The following is a 22,940-nucleotide window of genomic DNA, read 5'->3' on the forward strand; positions in this document are numbered from 1 at the left end:
AAGCCCGCCCGTTAACCTTTTCTTAAGCCCGGGACCGTTAACCATTGGGGTCTGATACGGGGGATACATGGTCGCCATCGCCTATTCCGTGGCCTTTGAGGGCATCGAGGCCCGCCTGGTCGAGGTGCAATGCGCCGTGGCCGCGGGTCTGCCCGGCTTTTCCATCGTGGGCCTGCCCGACAAGGCCGTCAGCGAGGCCAAGGAACGCGTCCGCGCGGCCTTTGGCGCGCTGGCCATCGCGCTGCCGAACAAGCGGCTGACCGTGAACCTGTCGCCCGCCGATCTGCCCAAGGAGGGGTCGCATTTCGACCTGCCCATCGCGCTGGCGGTGCTGGCTGCGCTGGACATCGTGCCCCGGGACGAACTGGCCCGCTGCGTGGCCCTGGGCGAACTGGCGCTGGACGGGCGGCTGGTCGCGGTCGCGGGCGCCCTGCCCGCCGCCGTGGCCGCCGCCGATGAGGACCGCGCGCTGATCTGCCCCCGCGCCTGCGGCGCCGAGGCCGCCTGGATCGAACAGGTCCCCGTGCTGGCCGCCGACACCCTGCGCGCCGTGGTCGATCACCTGACCGACCGCGCCCCCATCACGCCCGCCCGCCCCGGCGAGGTGGTCGACGGCCCCCAGCCCCTGTGCCTGTCCGACGTGCGCGGCCAGGAACGGGCCAAGCGCGCGTTGGAGATCGCCGCCGCTGGCCGTCATCACCTGCTGATGGTCGGCCCTCCCGGTGCGGGCAAATCCATGCTGTCGGCGCGCCTGCCCGGCCTGATGCCGCCGCTGACCGCGCGCGAGGCGTTGGAGACGTCGATGGTCCATTCGGTGGCGGGCCTGCTGAAGAACGGTCAGATCTCGCGCCGCGCGCCGTTCCAAAGCCCGCATCACACGGCATCGTCCCCGGCCATCGTCGGCGGCGGCCCCAAGGCCAGGCCCGGAGAGATCAGCCTGGCCCATAACGGCGTCCTGTTCCTGGACGAACTGCCGGAATTCGACCGCAAGGTGCTGGAAAGCCTGCGCCAACCCGTCGAGACCGGAGAGGTCTTTGTCAGCCGGGTCAGCGCGCATATCCGCTATCCCTGCCGGTTCCTGCTGATCGCGGCGGCGAACCCGTGCCGCTGCGGCTATCTGGCCGATCCCGGGCGGGCCTGTTCGCGCGCGCCGGTCTGCGGGGACAGCTATCTGGGCAAGATATCGGGGCCGCTGATGGACCGGTTCGACCTGCGGCTGGAGGTGCCGGGCGTTAGCCTGACCGATCTGGATCTGCCGCGCGGCGACACCTCGGCGGTGGTGGCCGCCCGCGTGGCGCAGGCCCGCGCGGTGCAGGCCCACCGGTTCCGAGACCATCCCGGCGTGACGGTCAATGCCGACGCGTCCCCGCCCCTGCTGGAGCAGATCGCGGCGCCCGATGCCGAGGGGCGCGCGCTGATCCTGAGGGCGTCCGAAAAGCTGGGCCTGTCGGCGCGCGGCTATCACCGCATCCTGCGCAGCGCGCGCACTATCGCGGACCTGGACGGGTCGGAGCCTGTCCTGACCCGCCACCTGGCCGAGGCGATCAGCTATCGCCTGCCCTTCGTCGCGGGGGGCTGATCCTCAGCCGCCGTTGCTGCTGGAGTAATCCACGGCCCGGCCCGAACGCGGCAGCGCGGTGACCGTCACGCGGTCATCGGCTGACAGGCCGCGGCGCGCCAGGTCGCGCGTCTCGTACAGATCGCCCGCGCGACGTTCGACGGTCTGGACCATGCGATCGGGCTTGGCCAGCTCGGGGCGCTCGTTCATGCCGGTGGCGGCCAAGGCGGGAATGGCGGTCATGCCGAACAGTGCGGCGGCGGTCAGAAGGGTTTTCATGGCTCAGGTCCTTTCGGTGACAGGGGGATCGTTGCGATCCATGCCATCACACACGCAGGCAACCCCCGGTCCGTTGCACCCCATCACCAAAGCGTGTCCGCCATGACAAAGGGGCGGCCCGAAGGCCGCCCCCTGTGATGATCCCTGACGGATCAGCAGCTGTAATACATCGCGTATTCGATGGGGTGCGGGGTATGCTCGTAGGCATAGACCTCTTCCCATTTCAGGGCGATATAACCCTCCAGCTGATCACGGGTGAACACGTCGCCCTGCAGCAGGAAGTCCATGTCCTTCTCCAGCTCCTCCAGCGCCTCGCGCAAGGACCCGCAGACGGTCGGGATCTCGGCCAGTTCCTCGGGCGGCAGGTCGTACAGATCCTTGTCCGAGGCCGGGCCCGGATCGATCTTGTTCTTGATGCCGTCCAGGCCCGCCATCAGCAGGGCCGCAAAGCACAGATACGGGTTGGCCGAGGGGTCGGGGAAACGCGCTTCGACGCGCTTGGCCTTCGGCGATTCCGTCCACGGGATCCGGACGCAGCCCGAGCGGTTGCGGGCCGAGAACGCGCGCAGCACGGGCGCCTCGAAACCGGGGATCAGGCGCTTGTAGCTGTTGGTCGACGGGTTGGTCAGCGCGTTCAGCGCCTTGGCATGCTTCAGGATGCCGCCGATGAAATACAGCGCCTCCTGCGACAGATCCGCATACTTGTCGCCCGAGAACAGCGGCTTGCCGTCCTTCCAGATCGACATGTTTACGTGCATCCCCGACCCGTTGTCACCCTTCATGGGCTTGGGCATGAACGTCACCGACTTGCCATAGGCATGGGCCACGTTGTGGATGACGTACTTGTATTTCTGGATGTTGTCGGCCTGCTCGACCAGACCGCCAAAGATCAGGCCCAGCTCGTGCTGGCAGGTCGCGACCTCGTGGTGGTGCTTGTCGACCTTCATGCCCATCCGCTTCATGGTGGACAGCATCTCGCCGCGGATATCCTGGGCGGTGTCGATCGGGTTGACCGGGAAATAGCCGCCCTTATGGGCCGCGCGGTGGCCGGTATTGCCCATCTCGTATTCGGTGTCGGTGTTCCAGGCGGCGTCGGCCGCATCGATCTGGAACGACACCTTCTGCGGCGTGACCGAATAGCGCACGTCGTCAAAGATGAAGAACTCGGCCTCGGGGCCGAAATAGGCCACGTCGCCGATGCCCGTCGCCTTCAGATAGGCCTCGGCCTTGGCGGCGGTGCCGCGCGGGTCGCGCGAATAGGGCTCGTTCGTGTCGGGCTCGACGACGTTGCAATGCACGCACAGCGTCTTTTCGGCATAGAACGGGTCGATATAGGCCGATGCCGGGTCCAGGATCAGCTTCATGTCCGACTGGTCGATCGACTTCCAGCCCGCGATCGAGCTGCCGTCGAACATGAAGCCTTCCTCGAAGAAGTCCTCGTCGACCAGGTCGCGGTCCAGCGTCACATGCTGCAGCTTTCCCTTGGGATCGGTAAAGCGGACGTCGACATAGGCGACCTCCTCATCCTCGATCAGCTTCAAGACGTCCTTGATGTTCATCTCTTCCCTTTCCTCATAGTTGCGGCCCGGCGGCCAAAGCCGGCCGGGCGCGGGAGTCCTGTTGGTCGGCGGCCGCGATCAGACCGCGTCGTCGCCGGTTTCGCCGGTGCGGATGCGGATCGCCTGTTCGACGGGCATCACGAAGATCTTGCCGTCGCCGATCTTCTCGGTGCGGGCGGCGGCGACGATGGCCTCGATGGCGGCGTCGACCTGATCGTCGGGCAGCACCATCTCGATCTTCACCTTGGGCAGGAAATCGACGACATATTCCGCGCCGCGATACAGCTCGGTATGGCCCTTCTGGCGACCGAAGCCCTTGACCTCGGTGACGGACAGGCCCTGCACGCCGACTTCCTGCAGCGCCTCCTTCACATCGTCCAGCTTGAACGGCTTGATGATCGCCTCGATCTTCTTCATCGCAATTGATCCTTCCTCGCGGCTTGCCTGAAGACTGATTGGCGCGTTTGATGAACCGCGTAAATGGACCAGCCCGATCTTGGAAGGCCCCAAGCGGTTTGATCCATGCATATGCCGATAATTTAATCACAACGCACAAGGATTAATCAGACACCATGATCGAAGGCCCCGAAATCGTGACCTGCGCCCAAATGCGCGCCATGGAATCCGCTGCAATGGGCAGTGGCGCGATCTCGGGGCTGAACCTGATGACCCGGGCGGGCCGAGCGGTCGCGGGCCAGATCCGCCTGCGCTGGCCGGTCGCGGGTCGGGCGACCGTGCTGTGCGGGCCGGGTAACAATGGCGGCGACGGCTATGTGGTCGCGCAGGCGCTGGCGCAGGCGGGGTGGTCGGTGCGGGTGCTGGGCGGCCCGCCCCGCCCGGGCAGCGACGCGGCGGCGGCCCGCGCCCGCTGGCAGGGCGACGTGCATCCGCTGACGGTCGTCGCGTTGCGCGCCGGCCCGGCCCCGGACCTGTACGTCGACGCGATCCTGGGCACCGGCCTGACCCGCCCGCCCGAGGGAGAGGTCGCGGCCCTGCTGGCCCATCTGGCCCAGGCCGATATTCCCGTGGTGGCCGTCGACGGGCCAAGCGGGCTGTGCCTGGACAGCGGCCAGATCCTGGGCCTGCCGCGTGGTGCGCCCGCGCGCGATGCGCTGCGCGCCGCGCTGACGGTCACCTTCGACAGCCCCCGCCCCGGTCACCTGCTGGAGCATGGCCCGGCCGCCTGCGGCACCCTGATCGTGGCCGATATCGGGTTGGAGCCGTTCCGCGTCCTGGGTCCGACCCTTCCCCGGCTGACCGCCCTGTGGCCGCGGCCCGCCATTCCCAACCGCAGGCCGCTGGCCGGTCACGGCCCCTGGCTGCGCAAACAGCAATCGGCGGGGGGGCATAAATACGATCACGGCGCGGCGCTGATCGTCACCGGGGGGCCCGGCGCGGGCGGCGCCGCCCGGCTAGCCGCGCGGGCCGCGTTGCGCGCAGGCGCGGGTCTGGTGACGCTGGCACCGCCTCAGGCCGCGATGGCGGAACACGCCCTGCCGCCCGATGCGCTGATGCGCCGCGCCATCGATGACGGCCCCGCCCTGGCAAAGGCGCTGGCGGACCGCCGGGCCATGGCGCTGTGCCTGGGGCCGGGCGGCGGGGTCGCGCGGATGCTGGCGCTGCTGCCTCCCGCATGTGCGGCCGCCCGCCCGATGGTGCTGGACGCCGATGCGCTGACGGCCTTGGCACAGGCGCCGCATCCACTGCCGCCATCCTGCGTGCTGACCCCGCATGGCGGCGAATTCGCGCGGCTGTTCCCCGATCTGGCCCAGGATCTGGCCCGCCCGGGCGGTCCGGGCAAGGTCGCGGTCCTGCGGATCGCCGCGCAAAGAATCGGCGCCGTGGTGCTGCTCAAGGGGCCGGACACCGTGATCGCCGCCCCCGACGGGCGCGCGGCAATCCATTCGGACGCGGCCATCCCCTGGCTGGCCACCGCAGGCGCGGGCGATGTACTGGCCGGGCTGATCACCGGCCTGCTGGCCCGCGGCCTGCCGCCGTTCGCGGCCACCTGCCTGGCCGTGCGCCTGCATGGGCAAGCGGCACGGCAGCACGGTCCCGGCCTGATCGCCGATGATCTGGTCGAGGCCCTGCCCGCCGTCATCGCCGCCTGGCGCTGAGACCGCCTAGACCCATTTCGCCAAGGGCGGCAGGCTCATCAGCACGGCATCGGCGTTGTGGCCGGTCTCAAGGCCGAACTTTGTGCCGCGGTCATAGACCAGGTTGTATTCCGCATAGAGCCCACGATGGATCAGCTGCGTGTCGCGGTCCGCATCGGTGAAGGGCTGGGTCATCCGCGCCTCGGCCAGCGGCAGGAAGGCGGGCAGGAACGCCGCCCCCACGGCCTGGGTAAAGGCGAAATCCGCCTCCCAATCGCCGGTGTTCAGATCGTCGTAGAAGATGCCGCCGACGCCCCGCGCCCGGCCGCGATGGGGGATATAGAAATACTCGTCCGCCCAGGCCTTGAACCGGTTGTAATAGCCGTCGTCATGGGGCGCGCAGGCCGCGCGCAGCGTGTCGTGGAAATGCGCGGTGTCGTCCGCGTATTCGATGCAGGGGTTCAGGTCGGACCCGCCCCCGAACCACCAGGCGCCCGGCGTCCAGAACATGCGCGTGTTCATGTGCACCGCCGGCGCATGCGGGTTCTGCATATGCGCCACCAGACTGATCCCCGAGGCCCAGAACCGCGGATCATCCGCCATGCCGGGCACGCCGCGCGCGGCCATCGCGGCCTGCGCGCGGGGCGCCAGCGTGCCGTGAACTTCGGACCAGTTGACGCCCACCTTTTCAAAGACGCGCCCGCCGCGCATGACCGACATGATGCCGCCGCCGCCATCATCGGCGCGGGCGGTCGGCGTGACCTCGAACCGACCCGCGGGGGCTTCGCCGGGGGCACGATCCTCCAGCGCCTCGAAGCTTTCGGTGATGCGGTCGCGAAGGGTTCGGAACCAGTCGGCGGCGCGGCGGCGTTGATCGTCCATGGCGGGCCTCATTCGTGATTTGCATTGGCCGCGTCAACGCGGCTAGCATCGCAGACGTCCTTAAAGAGAGCCGCCATGCGCCGCAACACCACCCTTGCCCTCTGCCTGGCGCCCGTCCTGGCCCTGGCCGCCTGCGGCACGCCCCAGGAACGCTGCATCAGCCGCAACACCAGCGAATTCCGCACCGTCAGCAGCCTGCTGGCCGATGTGGAGGGCAATCTGTCGCGCGGTTATGCCTGGGAGGAGCGTCAGGTCGTCCGCACACGGTTCGCGCAATGCGAGACCGTGACGCGCGACCGCGAAGGTCGGGCCGTGGTCTCGACCTATGGCTGCTGGCGCGACTACGTCGATTCCGAGCGCTACCGCGTGCCCATCGACCCGGTCGCCGAGGCGCGCAAGCGCGACGGTCTGATCGCGCGCCGCGACGCCCTGTCGCGCAGTGCCCAGGCCGCCGTCACCGCCTGCCGCGCCGCCTATCCGGAAACCGGCTGAGCCCCTACAGGATCTGCGCGGTGACCGGGTCGGCCAGGCTGCGCCCGCCATCCACGGTGATGATCTGGCCGGTCACAAAGCGTGCGCCGTCGCTGACCAGGTAATGCACGGTCTCGGCCAGCTCATCGGCGGGGGCGATGCGGCCCAGGGGGGTGCCCGCGATGATCTGGGCGCGCTGGTCGGGGTTGTCCTTCAGCGCGCATTGCAATTCGTGCGACATCACGCTGCTGAAGCTGACCCCGTTCACGCGGATGCGGTGCGGTGCCAGCGCCAAAGCCAGCCCGCGGGTGGCCTGCTCCTGCGCCGCGCAGGCGATGGAATAGCCCAGCATCGAGGGAATCGGCCGCCGCGCCGCCAGGGTCGAGATGTTCACGATGGCCCCGCTTTGCGCCGAGGGGCCTTCGGTTTCCGCCTGACGGATCATGCGCTTGGCCACCATCTGCGACAGGCGCAGACCGGCCAGCATGTTCTGGCGCAGCATCTCCTCCAACGCGTCCATGTCGGTTTCCAGCGGGTCGCTGCCCCGCACGAAACGGTGCGCGTTGACCAGGATGTCGACCCGGTCAAAGGCGTCCAGCGTCGCCGACAGCAGGTTGGCCATGGCCAGCTTTTCCGACATGGCGCCGACGAAATGGCGCACCTGGCTCTGGTCGTCGGCGTAATCGGACACGACCGATTGCAGCATGGCCTCGTCGCTATCGGCGAACATGACCGAAGCGCCACGCTCGGCCAGATGGCGGGCGATGGCCAGGCCGACGCCCTTGCCCGCGCCGGTGACGATGGCAACCTTGCCCTGGATCGACATGGTCATCGGCGGGCGCCCTTGCGAGGTGCGGCGCTGCCCTTGCCGGCCGCGCTGGCCTCGATCACCTTGAAGCGGGTGTCGCCGCCGATCTCGTGGACCTGGCCGAAATGCTGGGCCAGCACCGATTCGTAGGGCAGGTGCCGGTTCGCCACCATCCACAGCCGCCCCGCCCCGGTCAGCAGGCGCGCGGCGGTCGCGATGAAACCCGCCCCAAGGCGCGGGTCCGCCTGGCGTCCCTCGTGAAACGGCGGGTTCATGACCACACCGTTGACCGGCTCGCGCAGCGCGAAATCACGCGCATCGGCCCAATGGAATCGCACGCGCGGGTCGGTGACGTTGCGCCGCGCCGATTCCAGCGCGGTGTGATCGGCCTCGACCAGATGCAGCTCGGTCACGCCGGGGCGCGCCAGAACCTGCGCCGACAGCCAGCCCCAGCCCGCGCCCAGATCGACGACGCGCGTGGGCAGCTTGGGCGGCAGATGATCGGCCAGCATGCGCGATCCGGGGTCGATCCCATCCGCGGAAAACACCCCCGGCAGGGTCACAAAGCCCGGCGCGACCTCGGTCGCGGTGGCGGTCCAGTCGGCGGGCAGACCCTGCGGGGGCAGCGTCAGGCGAAAGATCTTGCCATGCGCCTTGCTGATCACGTCATCGACCTGCGCCAGGCCGCGCAGCTCCCGCAGCAGCGAATCGACGCCGTCGGTCTTTTGCCCGTCGACCCAGATCGTGGCGCCCGGCGCCAGATGGGCGGCGGCCTGGGCCAGACGCGCGCGGGCCGCGGCCTTGGCACGGGGCAGCCGGACGATGGCAGCATCGAACAGCCCCTCGGCCTCGGTGCGCACGTCGAAGCCGCGCGCGGTCAGGCCCTGATGGTCGGGGAAATGCCCCTGCAGCACCGTCAGCTGCGCGGGGTCAAGGGGGGACAGGTCATCGGCGGCGCTTGCGCCGATGAACAGCACCCGGCCTCCGGGATGGCCGTCCGGAAAGGCCAGGTCCAGTCGTGATTGGGTCACGCGATTACTCTTTTTCCATGGTGCATTGCAGGGGATGCTGCTGGCGGCGGGCCAGCTCCATCACCTGGGCGACCTTTGTCTCGGCCACCTCGTGAGAAAAGACGCCGACGACCGCCACACCCTTGCGGTGCACGGTCAGCATGATCTCGATCGCCTGCGCGTGGGTCATGTGGAACAGACGCTCCAGCACATGCACGACGAACTCCATCGGGGTGAAGTCGTCGTTCAGCAACAGGACCTTGTACATGGGGGGGCGCTGCGACTTGGCGCGCGGCTTGACCGCAAGGTCGGATTGGTCGTCGGGGTTCCGGGGGTCGGTCATCCAGTGCGTCATCGGGCTGCGGTCGTTCCTGAATGCTGCGGCGACGGTGGGGCGACCATCGGGCTTCGGTTGAAATATAGCGCAATCGCGCCGGGATGAAAGCCCCCCCTGCCGCGGCATCGCGCCCGCCCCGTGTCGAAACGGCAGACAAAATTAACTGGAATGCCCGGTTTCATGGATAAAACACCCGTGCTATTATAGGTTGATTAACGACGGGTGTGCGACAAATGACGCGCCCGCTTGAGGCAGAGAGACAGCGACAGTGATCCGATTTCCCAAAGCCTTCCGGCTGATCCGTCATGCCGTTCTGGCGATGACCCTGCTGGCCATGCCGGCTGCGGCGGCGCCCTTTGCGGCCTATGTCATGGATGCCCGCACGGGCCAGCCCATCTATCGACAGAACGCCGACACGCGGCTGCATCCGGCGTCGTTGACCAAGATGATGACCCTCTACATGGCGTTCCATGCCATCGAAAGCGGTCGCGTCCGGTTGGATTCGCGCTTCACCATCTCCACCAAGGCCGCGAACGAGCCCCCCTCCAAGCTGGGACTGCGGGCCGGACAGCAGATCGAGCTGCGCTATCTTCTGCGTGCGGCGGCGATCAAGTCCGCCAACGATGCCGCCACCGCCATCGGCGAGGGGCTGGCTGGCTCCGAGGAGGCGTTCACCCAGCAGATGACGCAGATGGCGCGCGCCCTGGGCATGAACAACACCCAGTTCCGCAACGCCCACGGCCTGACCCGCGAGGGGCATTTTTCCACCGCGCATGACATGAGCATCCTGGGGCGGCACCTGTTCTACGATTTTCCCCAGTATTACAACCTGTTCTCGCGCCGCTCGGCCGATGCGGGGATCGCGCAGGTCGCCTCGACCAACCGTCGTTTCCTGGATGCCTATTCGGGCGCCGACGGGATCAAGACCGGATATACGCGGGCGGCGGGCTTCAACCTGACGGCCTCGGCACAGCGCGGCAACCGCCGCCTGATCGCGACCGTCTTTGGCGGCACCTCGACCGCGCATCGCAACCAGGTCATGACCGAACTGCTGGACAGCAGCTTCACCCGCATCCCGGACCGCGTCCGCGAGGTCAAGCCGCAGCGCCCGCGCATGCTGGTCCAGGCCACGACCCGGCGCGCCCAAGTGCCCGCCAGCCCCGCCGCCACCCAGGCCGAGCCGCAGCGGATGGTGCTGCAGGCCTCTCCGCCGCCATCGACGCGCCCGGCCCAGGCCTCCAGCCTGGTCGCCGCCGCAACGCCCCCCGTCGATCTGACCGAGGCCCTGCGCCAAGCGGGCGCCACCGCGACCGCCCCCGTGCCGCCCGGCGTGGCCCTGGCGCGCAGCGCGCGGCCCCGCAGCAGACCGGGCAGCGCCGCGCCCGCGCCCGATCAGGCCGATCAGATCGCTCAGGCCATCGCGACGGCGGTCGCCTCCGACGCGGCCCCGGCGGCCTCGGCCAGCCTGGCGGCCCCGGTGCTGGCGGCCTCGGCCCGTCCCGCACCCTCGCCGCGGCGCAGTGCCAGCATCGCCGCCGTGGCCCAGCCTGAGGCGCCTGCCGCAGCCCCCGAACCCACACCGACCGCAACCGAAGGCGCGCTGTCGCTGAACAGTTCGGCCGCGCCCCGGCCCCGGTCGGAAACCGTGATTCTGGCCGCCATGGGCGAAGGCGATCTGGGCAACCCCGAGGCGCTGGAGGTCGTGCGCAGGCCCACCGACAGCGGTCGGAACTGGGGTGTGTCTCTGGGCCTCTATACCACGCAAGCCGAGGCGGACCGGCTGCTGCTCAGCCTGGCTCTGCAGGACGGCAACCTGTTCGGCGCGGCCCGCCGCCATGTCGCCAACACCAATCGCGGGTTCGAGCCGCGCTTTGTGAACCTCAGCAAGGGGCATGCCCAGCTGGCCTGCGAACGCATGGGCAGCCGGTCTCAGCCCTGTTCCGTCATCGCGAACTGATCGCCTCCCATCGGCACCGACCTTGACCCCCGCCCACCGGCGGGGGTTTTTTGCATGTCCCGCAAGGACTAAGGTGCGACAACCCGCCCGGTTGGGTCCGGCGCGCTTTTCCCTATTTTTGTTTCAGTAATTTCTGAAATGACGGGAAGACGCGAATGCCGATCTCTGCACTGCGCCAGGATTTCATCCTGCATTTTGGCGAGATGGGCTCGCGGTGGGGGATCAACCGCACCGTGGGCCAGGTCTATGCCCTGCTGTTTCTGGCCGATGACCCGCTCTGCGCCGATGACATCGTGGGCGCCCTGGGGTTCTCGCGGTCGAACGTGTCGATGGCCCTCAAGGAGCTGCAGAGCTGGAACCTGGTCCGCCTGCGCCACCGGCCCGACGACCGGCGCGAATTCTTCACCACGCCCGACGACCTGTGGGAGATCGTCCGCTGCCTCATCGCGGAACGCAAAAAGCGCGAGATCGACCCCACGCTGACCAAGCTGCGCGAGCTGTCGATGACCGAACCCGACCCGGCGGACCGCGCAGCGCATGCCCGCATCGCCGAGCTGCGCCAGCTGATCGAGCAGATGACCGCCTTTCACGACGACCTGGCCCGGTTCGAGACCGAGCGCCTGGTCGCCCTGTTGAACATGGGTGCCCGGATCGGTCGCCTGGTCGACGGCGCGGGCAAGCTGATCCCGATACGCCGCACCAAATCCTGAACAGAAAGGCCCTCAGATGGACCCGCTGATCCTGTCACGGATTCAGTTCGCCGCGAACATCTCGTTCCACATCCTGTTTCCGACCATCACCATCGCGCTTGGCTGGGTGCTGCTGTTCTTCAAGCTGCGCTTCAACGCCACCGGCGCCGAGAAATGGATGGACGCCTATCGCTTCTGGGTGAAGGTGTTCGCCCTGTCCTTTGCGCTTGGCGTCGTGTCCGGCATCACCATGTCGTTCCAGTTCGGCACCAACTGGCCCGGCTTCATGGAGGCCGTGGGCAATGTCGCGGGACCGCTGCTGGCCTATGAGATCCTGACGGCCTTCTTCCTCGAGGCCGCGTTCCTGGGCATCATGCTGTTCGGGTTTCGCCGCGTGCCCGGCTGGCTGCACACGACGGCGACGGCGCTGGTGGCCTTTGGCACCACCCTGTCGGCCTTCTGGATCCTGGTCCTGAACAGCTGGATGCACACCCCCGCGGGGTATGAGCTGCGCGACGGCGTCGTCCATGCGACCGACTGGTTCGCCATCGTCTTCAACCCGTCGATGCCTTACCGGCTGGCGCATATGCTGCTGGCCTCGGGTCTGACGGTGTCCTTCCTGATCGCCGGTTTCTCGGCCATGCGCTGGCTGTGGGGCGACCGCAGCGACGAGGTCCGCGCGACGCTGCGCTTCGGCGCGACACTTGGCGCGATCCTGATCCCGATCCAGATCTATGCCGGCGACATGCACGGCCTGAACACGCTGGAGCATCAGCCAGCCAAGGTCGCCGCGATGGAAGGCAACTGGGAGACCCAGGGCAACGTCCCGCTGGTGCTGTTCGCGATCCCCGACCAAGAGGCGCGCGAGAACCGGATGGAGATCGCCATCCCCAGTGTCGCCTCGCTGATCCTGACGCACAGCTTCGACGGCGAGGTGCCCGGCCTGAACGATTTTGTGGCCGAGGACGGCACGATCGAACACCCGCCCGTGGCGCCGGTCTTCTACGCCTTCCGCGTGATGGTGGGCCTGGGCTTTGCGATGCTGGCGCTGTCCTGGTCGTCTGTGTGGCTGATGCGCCGCGGCCGCGGTGTCGAGGGGCTGCCCCGTCCGTGGATCTATGCCTTCGTCGGCATGGCCTTTTCGGGCTGGATCGCGACCCTGGCCGGTTGGTACGTGACCGAGATCGGGCGCCAGCCCTGGCTGGTCACCGGCGTGCTGACCACCAGGGAGGCCGTCGGTTCGGTGACGGGCGGCATGGTCGCCTCGACGCTTGCGGCCTATCTGCTGGTCTATGCGGGTCTGATGACCGCCTATCTGGGCACGCTCACCTATCTGGCGCGCAAGGCCGCCCGCCACGACCCGCTGACCCCCGATGTCCCGAAACCCGATGCGGGCATCCGCGTCCTGCAGCCCGGAGAGTAAGCGATGATGGACCTGTTCGGAGACCCCGCCGTCTGGCTGCCCTTTGTCTTTGCCGGCCTGATGGGCACCGCGATCCTGGTCTATGTGATCCTGGACGGGTTCGACCTGGGCGTGGGGCTGCTGTTCCCCTTTGCAACACCGACCGAGCGCGACCGCATGGTCGCCTCGATCGGCCCCTTCTGGGACGCGAACGAGACCTGGCTGGTGCTGGCGATCGGCATCCTGCTGGTGGCCTTCCCGGTGGCGCATGGGGTGATCCTGACCGCTTTGTACCTGCCGGTGGCGGTGATGCTGGTCGGCCTGATCCTGCGCGGCGTCGCGTTCGAGTTCCGCGTCAAGGCCCCCACGCGCCATCGCGGCGCCTGGAACAAGGCGTTCTTTGGCGGCAGCCTGGCCTCGACCCTGTCGCAGGGCTTCATGCTGGGGATGTACATCACCGGGCTGCAGTTCACCTGGGCGAACATCGCCTTTGCGACGCTGACGGCAGTGTTCCTGACGGTGGGCTTCAGCTTCATCGGCGCGGTCTGGCTGATCGGCAAGACCGAAGGCGCGCTGCAGGCCAAGGCGATCCTCTGGGCGCGGCGCGGCATCTGGGGGCTGATCGCGGGCATCGTGGCCATCTCGGCGGCCTCTCCGCTGGTCAGCGCGCGGATCTGGGGCAAGTGGTTCAGCTGGCCCGAGATCGTCTGGCTGGCGCCGCTGCCGATCCTTTCGGCGGTGCTGGTGCTGACGCTGTGGCGGGTGCTGCACCGGTTGCCGCTGGATGGCGACCGGCTGGCCTGGGCGCCGTTCTGGATGGCCTCGGCACTGTTCGTGATGGCGTTTGGCGGGCTGGCCTACAGCTTCTACCCCTATGTGGTCCCCGAGCAGATGACGATCTATGAATCGGCTGCGGCCCCCGAAAGCCTGATCATCATCCTGGTGGGCACGATGGTCGTGCTGCCGATCATCATCGCCTATTCGATCCTTGCCTATACGGTGTTCCGCGGCAAGGCGACCGAACTGACCTATTACTGAACGAAAAAGGCGGGCCCCGGGGCCCGCCTTTCCGATATTAGCCGCTGAACAGGAAATGCAGGACGTCGCCGTCCTTGACCTCATAGGTCTTGCCCTCGACGCGCAGCTTGCCCGCCTCGCGCGCCCCGGCCTCTCCCTTGCCCGCGACGTAATCGTCATAAGCGATGGTTTCCGACCGGATGAAGCCCTTTTCGAAATCGCCATGGATCACGCCCGCCGCCTGCGGGGCCAGCGTGCCCTTGGTGATGGTCCAGGCGCGCGCCTCCTTGGGGCCGACGGTGAAATAGGTCTGCAGGCCCAGCAGGGTGTATCCTGCTCGGATCAGCCGGTCCAGGCCCGGCTCCTCCAGCCCCATCTCGCCCAGGAACATCTGCGCCTCCTCGGCGTCCAGCTGGCTGATCTCCTCCTCGATCCGGGCCGAGATCACGACATGGCCCGCGCCCTGCGCCTCGGCCATCTCACGGACCTTCTCGGACAGGGCGTTGCCGTTGGCGGCCTCGTCCTCGGCCACGTTGCAGACGAACAGCACCGGTTTCGCGGTCAGCAGCTGCAGCATGTCCCATGCGCGGCGGTCGTCATCCGACACGGCGATGGTGCGCGCGGGGCGGCCCTCGTTCAGCACGGCCAGCGCCTGCTGCAACAGGCGCTGCTGATCGGCCGCGTCCTTGTCGCCGCCCTTCAGCTTGCGCGACAGGTTGGCCAGACGACGCTCGATCGATTCCATGTCGGAAATCATAAGCTCGGTCTCGATCACCTCGGCATCCGCCAGCGGGTCGACGCGGCCCTCGACATGCGTGATGTCGCCATCCTCGAAACAGCGCAGGACATGGGCGATGGCGTCCACCTCGCGGATCGTGGCCAGGAACTGGTTGCCCAGCCCCTCGCCCTTGGAGGCGCCCTTCACCAAGCCCGCGATGTCCACGAAGGTGATGCGCGTCGGGATGATCTGCTTGCTGCCCGCGATCTGGGCCAGGGTGTCCAGGCGCGGATCGGGGACCGCGACCTCGCCCACATTGGGCTCGATGGTGCAGAACGGGAAATTCGCGGCCTGTGCGGCGGCGGTTTTCGTCAATGCGTTGAACAGCGTCGACTTGCCCACGTTCGGCAAGCCCACGATCCCCATGCGAAAGCCCATGACAGCACCCTTTCCCGTCTGAATATCCCGCGCCTGTTACGCGCCCCGCGCGGCCAAGTCCAGCCTTGGCCCGATTGCGCCCAGGGCCCATGCGGGCTAGGGATTGGCGCAAAGACTGCGGGGCCAGAAAAGGCGGGGATGACATGACCAGAATCGACGACAGGTTTGCGGCACTCAAGGCGCAGGGCAAAAAGGCCTTCGTGGCCTATATGATGGCCTCGGACCCCGATGACGCCACCGCGCTGCAGATCATGCGCGGCCTGCCCGAGGCGGGCGTGGACATCATCGAGCTGGGCATGCCCTTCACCGACCCGATGGCCGATGGCGGCACCATCCAGGCGGCGGGCCAGCGCGCCCTGGCCAATGGCGGCAGCGTCAGCCGCACGCTGGACATGCTGCGCGCGTTCCGGCGCGAGGACACGACCACGCCGGTCGTTCTGATGGGCTATTACAACCCGATCTATGCGCGGCCCGGCGGCGTGACCCAGTTCCTGACCGACGCGGTCGAGGCGGGCGTGGACGGCCTGATCGTCGTCGACCTGCCCCCCGAGGAGGACAGCGAGCTGTGCATTCCCGCCAGCGCCGCGGGCCTGAACTTCATCCGCCTGGCGACCCCCACGACCGATGACAAGCGCCTGCCCGCGGTGATCAAGAACACCTCGGGCTTTGTCTATTACGTCAGCGTGACGGGCATCACCGGCGGCGCCGCAGCCAACGCCGCCGACGTCGCCCCCGAGGTCGCGCGCATCCGCGCGGGCGCGGGCCTGCCGGTGGTGGTGGGCTTCGGCATCTCGACCCCCGAGGCCGCGCAGCAGATCGCCTCGGTCGCGGATGGCGTCGTGGTGGGCAGCGCCATCGTCAAGCAGATCGGCGAGGGCCGCCCCGTCCCCGAGATCCTGGATTTTGTCCGCGCCCTGGCCGCGGGGGCCCATCGCGGGTGACGCTGACCTTCGACCACGTTGCCATCGCCGCCCGCACCCTTGCGGAAGGGGCCGCATGGCTGCGCGCCCGGGGCCTGCACCCGGAACCCGGCGGCCGCCATCCGGGCCTGGGCACGCAGAACATGCTGCTGTCCCTGGGACCGGGCGAATATCTGGAGCTGATCGCCCGCGACCCCGATCAGGACGGCCCGCCCCGCTGGTTCGGCCTGGACGGGTTCGATGGGCCGCCTTGCGTCGCGGGCTGGGTGGCGCGCATGTCGCCGCTGACCGCGCCGCCCGGCACGCAGATCGCCCAGGCCCGGCGCGGCGATCTGGCCTGGACCATCACCCTGCCCGATGCGGGCCAGATGCCGCGCGGCGGCGCGCAGCCCATGCGGATCGATTGGGGCCAGGGGCCGCACCCCTCGGACCGCCTGCCTGATCGCGGCGTGCGCCTGTCGCGCCTGACCCTGCCGCTGGAGGCGCTGGCGCTGGACGACCGCCGCCTGATGCTGACCGGCGCCGGCACGCCGATGACCCTGACCCTGACCACCCCCACCGGAGACGTGACGCTGTGATCCTGCGCGATGCGACGCCCGACGACGTGCCCCTGATCGCCGCGATCTGGAACCCCATCGTGCGCGACACCACGATCACCTTCTGGCCCACCGAACGCAGCCACGACCAGATCGCGGCCTTAATTGCCGACCGGCAGGCCACAGGTCACGCCTTTCTGGTGCTGGAGGCCGACGGCATTGCGGGCTTTGGCACCTACAGCCAGTTCCGGGGTGGGCTGGGCTATGCCCGCAGCCAGGAACACACCATCTATCTGGCCCCTGATCGCAGGGGCGGCGGGTTGGGCCGGACCCTGCTGCGCGGGCTGGAGGATCACGCCCGCGACCGCGGCCACCGCATCCTGATCGGCGGCATCACCGGGTCGAACACAGGGTCGATCGCCTTCCACCGGGCGATGGGCTACGGCGAATGGGGCCGCATTCCTGCGGCAGGCTGGAAATTCGGGCAGTATCACGACCTTGTGCTGATGGGTCGCGATCTTTCGTGCTAGGGGCGCGCGGGGGCGGCATTGCGCCCCTATCGCTTGGGGTGTTTCGGCGCTAACCTTGGCCCATGAATTGCTGCACCACCCCCGAGACCTGCACCGGCCCCTGCCCCGAACTGCCGCGTCCGCGCAGCTTTTGGCAGCGCATGGCCGACCGAATCACGGCCTTTCTGTGGACCAATCGTCCGGCCACACCCCCTGAACGATCGGTCGCCTTCACCATCGCCGTGATCGCGCTTGGCGCCAAGCTGGCCAAGGTCGACGGCACCGTCGAACGGTCCGAGGTCGCGGCCTTTCGCCGGGTGTTCATCATCCCCCGCTCCGAGGAAAAGAACGCCGCCCGCGTCTTTGACCTGGCGCGTCAGGATGTGGCGGGCTTCGATGCCTGGGCGCGCAAGATGGCGTCGATGTTCCAGCCGGGCGACCCGGTGCTGCTGGACGTGATGGAGGGGCTGTTCGTCATCGCCGTCGCCGATGGCGCGCTGCACGAGGCCGAAATCCAGTTTCTGGACGAGGTCGGGCGCATCTTCGGGCTGGCGCCCGAGCAGATCGCCGCGATCCGGCGCCGCCATGACAGCGGCGCGGGCTGCCCCCCCTGCGAGGTTCTGGGCGTGGCCCCCGACACCCCCCTCCCCGAGGTCAAGCGCCGCTGGCGCCAGCTGGTGCGCGAGAACCACCCCGACCAGGCCATCGGCCGAGGCCTGCCCCCCGAGGCTATCCGCCTGGCCGAGGCCCGCACCCGCCGCCTGAACGAGGCCTGGGAAAGCTATCGCGACCTCTATCGCCGCAATCTGCATCTGGGCGCGGCCTGACCCTTGCGCGGCGGGCCGCCCCTGCCCATCTTGCGGGCATGAGACATCTGCCCCTTGCCCTGACACTGGCGCTGATCTCCGGCCCTGCCTTGGCGCAGGACGCCGAGCCGCCGGGCTTTTTCGAACGCGGTCTGGGCGCGATCATGGACCAGCTGTTCGGCGGAGAGGAGCCCGCGCCCCTGGCCGATGCCCTGCGCGGCATGGGACCGGTTCTGCAGGATCTGGCGGCCCAGGTGGATGATCTTCGCCATTACCACGCCCCCGAACGGCAGCCCAACGGCGACATCCTGATCCGCCGCCGCGAAGGCGCGCCCCCGCCGCCCCCCTTGGGCGACACGCTGCAGCCCGACCCCGACCAGCCCCAGATCGCGCTTTAGCGGTTCGCATCCTCGATCAGGCGGCGATGGCGGCGGGCCTCGGTCAGCGCCTCCTCAAAGCGGGTGATGCCCTTGGCCTCCAGCGCGGGGATCAGGCGCAGGAACGCCTCGGCGGTGGCGATGGTGTCCCCCATGGCGGTGTGGCGGGCCTCGGGCGGGATCACGATGCCAAGGCGTTCGGTCAGCGCGTCCAGCGAATGCACCTCGGACTGGCCCCAGACCATCGCGGACAGAACCACCGTGTCCAGCACGCGGTTGTCGAACCGCGCCCCCGTCTCGGCCTCGGCCCGGCGCAGAAAGCCCATGTCGAAGGGCGCGTTATGCGCGATCAGCACGCTGTCGTCGCAGAAATGCCGGAACGCGGTCAGCGCCGCCGTCAGATCGGGCGCATCCGCCACCATCGCGTCGGTGATGCCGTGGATCGCGGTCGAAGCGGGCGGGATCGGCCGCCCGGGGTTCACCAGCGTCTCGAACCGCTCTCCGGTCAGGCGGCCGCGCGCCAGGCGCAGGCCGGCGATCTGGACGATGCGGTCGCGATCCTCCAGCCCGGTGGTCTCGGTGTCGAAAACCACGCAGGTCAGATCGGACAGCCGCGACGACGCCGCCCCCCGCGCCGCCAACGCGAAATCATAGGTGACGCCCACGCCATCCGCATGCCCCTGCGCCAGGGGCAGCGGCATGACCAGACGCGCGGTGGCCCCCTCGGCCTCCGGCCAGAGGCCGGTGCCGTGCCGCGCCAGGATCTCGGCCCCGGTCAGGCCGGGCTGGCCGGGATCGGGCGCCTCCTCCAGCCAGCCCTCCAGCTGGCCGATGGGCACCGGCGCGCCGGTCCATTCCAGGGCCAGCCGCATCTGCCCCGGCTGATCGGGATGGACCGCCATCCGCGGCACATGGCCCAGGGCGCGCACCTGCGCGTCCAGCATCAACAGCAGCGCGTTCAGGCCCGCCGCCTCGGCCTGAAAGACCAGCGGCAGCAGGGGCTCGGCCCAGGTCAGGCCGGCGGTCAGTTCGGCCAGCGTGGCCGTGTCGCCCGGCGCATCCGTGGCCAGGATCTGGGACAGGGTGCGCGTGGCCTGGGCAAGCCCCTGCCCCTCGGCCCGGATGGCTGCGGCCAGGGCCGGCGGGATCGGCCCGTCCAGCGCGTCCAGCATCGGCACCAGGGTCGCGGCATGGCGGCGCAGCGCCTCCAGCGTCGCGCGGGGGGCGGGGCGTTCGACGGCGCGGTCGCGCAGGATCAGCAGCAGCCCCCCCTCGACCGGGCGCAGGCGGCCCTGCAGGCGCACCCCCTGCGCTGTCAGACACGACAGGTCGGTCGCCTGCGCCCCCGCCGCCAGCCGCATCTGCGCGGCGATCAGCGCGCCGGGCGACAGGTGCCCGCCCAGATCGCGGTCCAGCGCCAGCCCGGGCAGCAGCCGCGCCGCGCTGGCGTTGTAGAACACCACCCGCCCGCGCGCATCGGCCATGACCGCGCCCGCCCCGAAATCCGCCAGGATCGATTCGAGGCTGGCCTTTTCTCGCATAATCTCGGCCGCGTGCCGGTCCAGCGCCAGCGCCAGCGCGTGATCGGACCGCTGCCGGGCCAGCGCCGCGTCGCGCGCGGCGGGCCCCAGATCGGCCAGATAGCGGGCCTGCTGCTGATCGGGCACGCCGCCCGTGCGAAGGGCACCGGCCAGCGTCTCGATGGGGCGGGCGACATTCTGGTCGAACAGGAACCACAGCCCGGTCAGCAGGCCGGTCAGCCCGAACCCCAGCAGCATCACCGCCTGCACCAGCCCGTCGGTCCCCTGCGCCGCCCGCCACAGCGCCAGCCCCGCCACCACCAACGCCAGCGCCAGCGTGCCCGCGAACAGCGCCAGGACGCGTCTGCGCATCAGGACAGCAGCCGGGCCATCTCGGCCCGCAGTTCGGCCAGTTCGAACGGCTTGGCGATGAACCCGTCGGCCCCCAGGGCCAGGCCCTTGCGGCGTTCGACGACCGATCCGCGCGCGGTCATCATCAGCACCCGCACCCCGGCCAGATCGGGGTCGGCGCGCACGTCCTGCACGATCTGATAGCCCGAGACATCGGGCAGCATCACGTCCAGCAGCACCAGGTCGGGCCGGGTGTCGCGGATGCGGGCGACGGCCCCCTTGCCGGTGGCCAGGCGATCATGGCGGTGGCCGTCCCGCGTCAGCAGAAAATCCAGCGCGGTGGCGATGTTGTCCTCATCCTCGATCACCAGGATGTCAGCCATTGGAACCTCCTGCGGGGCAAACGGTGGCAAAGGCGGCGTCGTCGCCTGCGGGCATCCAGTCGCCGCGGGCGGGCCGGATGCGGGCACCCGAACAGTCGAAATCCTGCGGCACGATCACGGTCTGGCCGCGCCGTTCGACCAGCATGATCGGCGCGCTGCGGGTGCCGTCGGCGGCATCGGTGATCTGGCCGGGGTCCAGCGCGGCAAAGCGCACCTCGACCGGCGCCAGATAGGTCCAGGGCGCCCAGACCTGAGAGGCGCGGCCCACGACCAGCACCTGCGCCCCCTCGGGCAAAGCGGCGCGGGCGCGGTCGAACCAGGCATAGTCGTTCCACACCGAATAGCTGACCATCGACAGGCCGATGCCCGCCGTCAGCAGCCAGGGCGGCGGCGACAGCCCCGCCTTGCGCGCCGCATGCATGCCCGCGTAAAGCACCGCAAAGGCGCCGACCGCCACCGCGATCACCCCCAGAATATCGGCCCCGATCCCACTCATCCCAGCATTCCCTTGCCATGTCCCACCGCCGACTGCATGCCCCGCACCACGACAAAGGCGTCGCGCAGATGGCTGCGTTCGAAATCCGACAGATCCGCCGGTGAGAGGTAATTGTCAGGCTTGCGCCCCGCGCGCACCAGATGCGCCTGGTTCTCCAGCCGCGCCGTCTGGATCAGGTCATAGGCCGCGATCAGATCGCGCGCCCCCGTGGCCGAGATGACGCCGCGCGTCTCGGCATCCTCCAGCCGGGCGCGGGTGTTCACGGCGGCGATCCGCCCCTGCAGCGCATAGACCCGCGCCAGATCGGCCACCGGGACCACGCCGTTATGCTTCATGTCGATATGGTGGCGATGCTCTCCGTGGCGGATCGTGGCAAAGCCCCCGATCAACCCAAGCGGAGGCCGATGTTTTAATGAATTACCAATCATATGCGCGACAAAGATCGAATTCTTCGAGGCCGCCTCCAGCGTCCCCGTCTGCAATCCGTCCAGCAGCGACGCATCGCCCCCGATCGCGCGCAGGTCGAACATGACCGAGGCCAGCATCTGCGCCTCGGGGCTGGGATGGCGGGTCCAGTCGTCAAAATAGTCCTGCCAGACCTCGACCGGCTGGCACCAGCGCGGGTTGGTGGCCATCATGTCGCCGGGGCAATGGACATAGCCGCAGGCGTTCAGCCCGTCGCTGACCCGCCGCGCCAGGCGCGTGAACCACGGATCGCGTGGGTCCGCCCCCGGCCCCAGGATCAGGCAGTTGTCCTGATCGCTGACGCCGGTCTGCTCCTGCCGGCCCTGGCTGCCGCAGGCGGCCCAGCACCAGGGCGCGGGCGCGGGACCCAGATCGGCGGCGGTCAGGTCCAGCAGGCGGCGCGTCACCGCATCGGCGATGTCGGTGATCATGCGGGTGACAATCTCATGGCGCTGGCGGGCCTGCACCAGCTGGACCATCAGCTCGGGGATGCGGGCTGTCACGGCGGCCATCTGGCCCACGTCGCGGGCCTTGGCGACCTCGCGGATCAGGCCGGCGGCAGATATGGCATGCACCCGCGTCAGGTCGGTCTGGCTGACCATGCCGACGAAACGGCCATCCTCGACCACCGGCAGGTGGCTGATGCGCCGCTCCAGCATGGCGTTCAGCACGTCATAGCCCAGGGCCTGCGGCGCCAGCGTGATCGGGTCGGGCGTCATCACCTGGGACACCGGCTGGCGCATGTCGCGCCCCTCGGCCACGACGCGGTTCGACATGTCGCGGATGGTGACCAGCCCGATGAGGCGCGTGCCTTCGGTGATGCCCAGGCTGCTGACGCGGGCCTCGCGCATCAGGCGGGCGGCCTCGATGATGGGGGTGTCGGGGGAACAGCTGACGGGCTTGCCTGACAGCAGCTCTCCCACCTTGAGGCGGGCGAGGTCGCTGCCGCGATCGACCGGGCCCCGGCCCCGGTCGAAGAACCGGCCCACCGCGCGATGTTCGGCGATCAGGCGGATCACCTCGGCGCGGGGCAGCATCAGGATCACCGCAGGCTCAATCACGCGGGCCGAGGTGACGGCCACCCCGTCGCGCAACAGCCCGCGTTCGCCAAAGGAATTCCGGGGGCCCAGCTGGGACACGCTGTCGCCGTTGCGGTCGGTGACGGCCACGCGGCCGGTCTCGATCAGATACAGGCCCGGCAGGCGGTCGCCGAATTCATAGATCACGTCGCCCGCGGCGAAGGACCTGCGGCTGAAGGAACCGGCGACCCGCGCCAGCTCGTCCCGCTTCAGGCTGTCATAGGGATGCACGGTGGCGATGAAGTCGACGGTGGCGTCGGGCATCCGGGCTGACCTT

At 69.0% G+C, this 22,940-nt stretch carries 24 protein-coding genes; 12 read left to right on the forward strand and 12 right to left on the reverse strand.

All coding sequences use genetic code 11. From position 1 onward, the window contains the following. The first annotated feature begins 67 nt into the window (after positions 1-67). Complete coding sequence (locus tag FA740_RS05725; RefSeq protein WP_136855819.1) at positions 68-1,579, forward strand: YifB family Mg chelatase-like AAA ATPase; 1,512 nt, start codon at positions 68-70, stop codon at positions 1,577-1,579. Positions 1,580-1,582: 3 nt separating this feature from the next. On the opposite strand, the gene FA740_RS05730 is transcribed toward FA740_RS05725, so the two are convergent. From FA740_RS05730 to FA740_RS05740, 3 genes are all read right to left on the reverse strand, one after another. Next, positions 1,583-1,837 (reverse strand): hypothetical protein, encoded by a 255-nt coding sequence (locus FA740_RS05730; protein WP_136855820.1) that lies wholly within the window; start codon positions 1,835-1,837, stop codon positions 1,583-1,585. 152 nt (positions 1,838-1,989) lie between these two features. Then, the gene (gene glnA, locus FA740_RS05735; protein WP_136855821.1) at positions 1,990-3,396 is read right to left on the reverse strand and encodes a type I glutamate--ammonia ligase; all 1,407 of its coding nucleotides are present in this window, start codon (positions 3,394-3,396) and stop codon (positions 1,990-1,992) included. 78 nt (positions 3,397-3,474) lie between these two features. Beyond that, positions 3,475-3,813 carry a P-II family nitrogen regulator gene (locus FA740_RS05740; protein ID WP_136855822.1) on the reverse strand — a complete coding sequence of 113 codons (339 nt, stop codon included), beginning with the start codon at positions 3,811-3,813 and terminating at the stop codon, positions 3,475-3,477. 155 nt (positions 3,814-3,968) lie between these two features. On the opposite strand from FA740_RS05740, the gene FA740_RS05745 reads away from it, so the two are divergent. Continuing rightward, positions 3,969-5,513, forward strand: coding sequence for an NAD(P)H-hydrate dehydratase (locus FA740_RS05745; protein ID WP_136855823.1), 1,545 nt, complete (start codon positions 3,969-3,971; stop codon positions 5,511-5,513). Positions 5,514-5,519: 6 nt separating this feature from the next. Here FA740_RS05745 and hemF read toward each other — a convergent pair whose 3' ends face one another. Next, positions 5,520-6,386 carry an oxygen-dependent coproporphyrinogen oxidase gene (hemF, locus tag FA740_RS05750; RefSeq protein ID WP_136855824.1) on the reverse strand — a complete coding sequence of 289 codons (867 nt, stop codon included), beginning with the start codon at positions 6,384-6,386 and terminating at the stop codon, positions 5,520-5,522. A 63-nt stretch (positions 6,387-6,449) separates the two neighbouring features. Between hemF and FA740_RS05755 the strand changes: the two genes are divergently transcribed. Further along, positions 6,450-6,866, forward strand: a complete 417-nt coding sequence (locus tag FA740_RS05755; RefSeq protein ID WP_136855825.1) for a hypothetical protein — start codon at positions 6,450-6,452, stop codon at positions 6,864-6,866. Between the two features lie 4 nt (positions 6,867-6,870). Here the strand turns inward: FA740_RS05755 and FA740_RS05760 are convergent, their stop codons facing one another. Genes FA740_RS05760 through clpS form a run of 3 tightly spaced genes read right to left on the reverse strand, consistent with a single transcriptional unit; the run spans position 6,871 to position 9,006 of the window. Further along, the gene (locus tag FA740_RS05760; protein WP_136855826.1) at positions 6,871-7,677 is read right to left on the reverse strand and encodes an SDR family NAD(P)-dependent oxidoreductase; all 807 of its coding nucleotides are present in this window, start codon (positions 7,675-7,677) and stop codon (positions 6,871-6,873) included. After that, complete coding sequence (locus FA740_RS05765; protein WP_136855827.1) at positions 7,674-8,684, reverse strand: class I SAM-dependent methyltransferase; 1,011 nt, start codon at positions 8,682-8,684, stop codon at positions 7,674-7,676. Before FA740_RS05765 ends, FA740_RS05760 begins: the two co-directional genes overlap by 4 nt. A gap of 4 nt (positions 8,685-8,688) precedes the next feature. Next, positions 8,689-9,006, reverse strand: coding sequence for an ATP-dependent Clp protease adapter ClpS (gene clpS, locus FA740_RS05770; RefSeq protein ID WP_136855828.1), 318 nt, complete (start codon positions 9,004-9,006; stop codon positions 8,689-8,691). Between the two features lie 262 nt (positions 9,007-9,268). Here clpS and FA740_RS05775 point away from each other — a divergent pair, with 262 nt between their 5' ends. From FA740_RS05775 to FA740_RS05790, 4 genes are all read left to right on the forward strand, one after another. Beyond that, complete coding sequence (locus tag FA740_RS05775) at positions 9,269-10,957, forward strand: D-alanyl-D-alanine carboxypeptidase family protein (protein WP_246053480.1); 1,689 nt, start codon at positions 9,269-9,271, stop codon at positions 10,955-10,957. Positions 10,958-11,112: 155 nt separating this feature from the next. After that, the gene (locus FA740_RS05780; protein WP_136855829.1) at positions 11,113-11,667 is read left to right on the forward strand and encodes a GbsR/MarR family transcriptional regulator; all 555 of its coding nucleotides are present in this window, start codon (positions 11,113-11,115) and stop codon (positions 11,665-11,667) included. 16 nt (positions 11,668-11,683) lie between these two features. Continuing rightward, positions 11,684-13,069, forward strand: a complete 1,386-nt coding sequence (locus tag FA740_RS05785; RefSeq protein ID WP_136855830.1) for a cytochrome ubiquinol oxidase subunit I — start codon at positions 11,684-11,686, stop codon at positions 13,067-13,069. A 6-nt stretch (positions 13,070-13,075) separates the two neighbouring features. After that, positions 13,076-14,086: a cytochrome d ubiquinol oxidase subunit II gene (locus tag FA740_RS05790; protein ID WP_136855906.1), complete on the forward strand. Its 1,011-nt coding sequence runs from the start codon at positions 13,076-13,078 to the stop codon at positions 14,084-14,086. 37 nt (positions 14,087-14,123) lie between these two features. Here FA740_RS05790 and ychF read toward each other — a convergent pair whose 3' ends face one another. Next, a complete protein-coding gene (ychF, locus tag FA740_RS05795) occupies positions 14,124-15,221 on the reverse strand; it encodes a redox-regulated ATPase YchF (protein WP_136855831.1) in 1,098 nt (365 codons plus the stop codon). 143 nt (positions 15,222-15,364) lie between these two features. Here ychF and trpA point away from each other — a divergent pair, with 143 nt between their 5' ends. From trpA to FA740_RS05820, 5 genes are all read left to right on the forward strand, one after another. After that, on the forward strand, positions 15,365-16,162 hold the full coding sequence (gene trpA / locus FA740_RS05800) for a tryptophan synthase subunit alpha (RefSeq protein WP_136855832.1): 798 nt from the start codon (positions 15,365-15,367) through the stop codon (positions 16,160-16,162). Beyond that, positions 16,159-16,719, forward strand: coding sequence for a VOC family protein (locus FA740_RS05805; protein WP_136855833.1), 561 nt, complete (start codon positions 16,159-16,161; stop codon positions 16,717-16,719). Before trpA ends, FA740_RS05805 begins: the two co-directional genes overlap by 4 nt. Further along, positions 16,716-17,207 (forward strand): GNAT family N-acetyltransferase, encoded by a 492-nt coding sequence (locus tag FA740_RS05810; RefSeq protein WP_246053481.1) that lies wholly within the window; start codon positions 16,716-16,718, stop codon positions 17,205-17,207. Before FA740_RS05805 ends, FA740_RS05810 begins: the two co-directional genes overlap by 4 nt. A gap of 140 nt (positions 17,208-17,347) precedes the next feature. Further along, positions 17,348-18,013, forward strand: a complete 666-nt coding sequence (locus FA740_RS05815; protein ID WP_246053482.1) for a molecular chaperone DjiA — start codon at positions 17,348-17,350, stop codon at positions 18,011-18,013. A 38-nt stretch (positions 18,014-18,051) separates the two neighbouring features. Further along, positions 18,052-18,390 (forward strand): AAA+ family ATPase, encoded by a 339-nt coding sequence (locus FA740_RS05820; RefSeq protein ID WP_136855835.1) that lies wholly within the window; start codon positions 18,052-18,054, stop codon positions 18,388-18,390. On the opposite strand, the gene FA740_RS05825 is transcribed toward FA740_RS05820, so the two are convergent. From FA740_RS05825 to FA740_RS05840, 4 genes are read right to left on the reverse strand one after another with little or no spacing between them, the layout of a single operon-like run. After that, positions 18,387-20,261, reverse strand: a complete 1,875-nt coding sequence (locus FA740_RS05825) for a 3'-5' exonuclease (protein ID WP_136855836.1) — start codon at positions 20,259-20,261, stop codon at positions 18,387-18,389. The genes FA740_RS05820 and FA740_RS05825 overlap by 4 nt on opposite strands. After that, positions 20,261-20,623: a response regulator transcription factor gene (locus FA740_RS05830; RefSeq protein WP_136855837.1), complete on the reverse strand. Its 363-nt coding sequence runs from the start codon at positions 20,621-20,623 to the stop codon at positions 20,261-20,263. Before FA740_RS05830 ends, FA740_RS05825 begins: the two co-directional genes overlap by 1 nt. Continuing rightward, the gene (locus tag FA740_RS05835; RefSeq protein ID WP_136855838.1) at positions 20,616-21,119 is read right to left on the reverse strand and encodes a hypothetical protein; all 504 of its coding nucleotides are present in this window, start codon (positions 21,117-21,119) and stop codon (positions 20,616-20,618) included. Before FA740_RS05835 ends, FA740_RS05830 begins: the two co-directional genes overlap by 8 nt. After that, positions 21,116-22,927 (reverse strand): DUF294 nucleotidyltransferase-like domain-containing protein, encoded by a 1,812-nt coding sequence (locus FA740_RS05840; RefSeq protein ID WP_136855839.1) that lies wholly within the window; start codon positions 22,925-22,927, stop codon positions 21,116-21,118. Before FA740_RS05840 ends, FA740_RS05835 begins: the two co-directional genes overlap by 4 nt. Positions 22,928-22,940: the final 13 nt, after the last annotated feature.

It is taken from the genome of Paracoccus hibiscisoli (assembly GCF_005048265.1).
GTDB lineage: Bacteria > Pseudomonadota > Alphaproteobacteria > Rhodobacterales > Rhodobacteraceae > Paracoccus > Paracoccus hibiscisoli.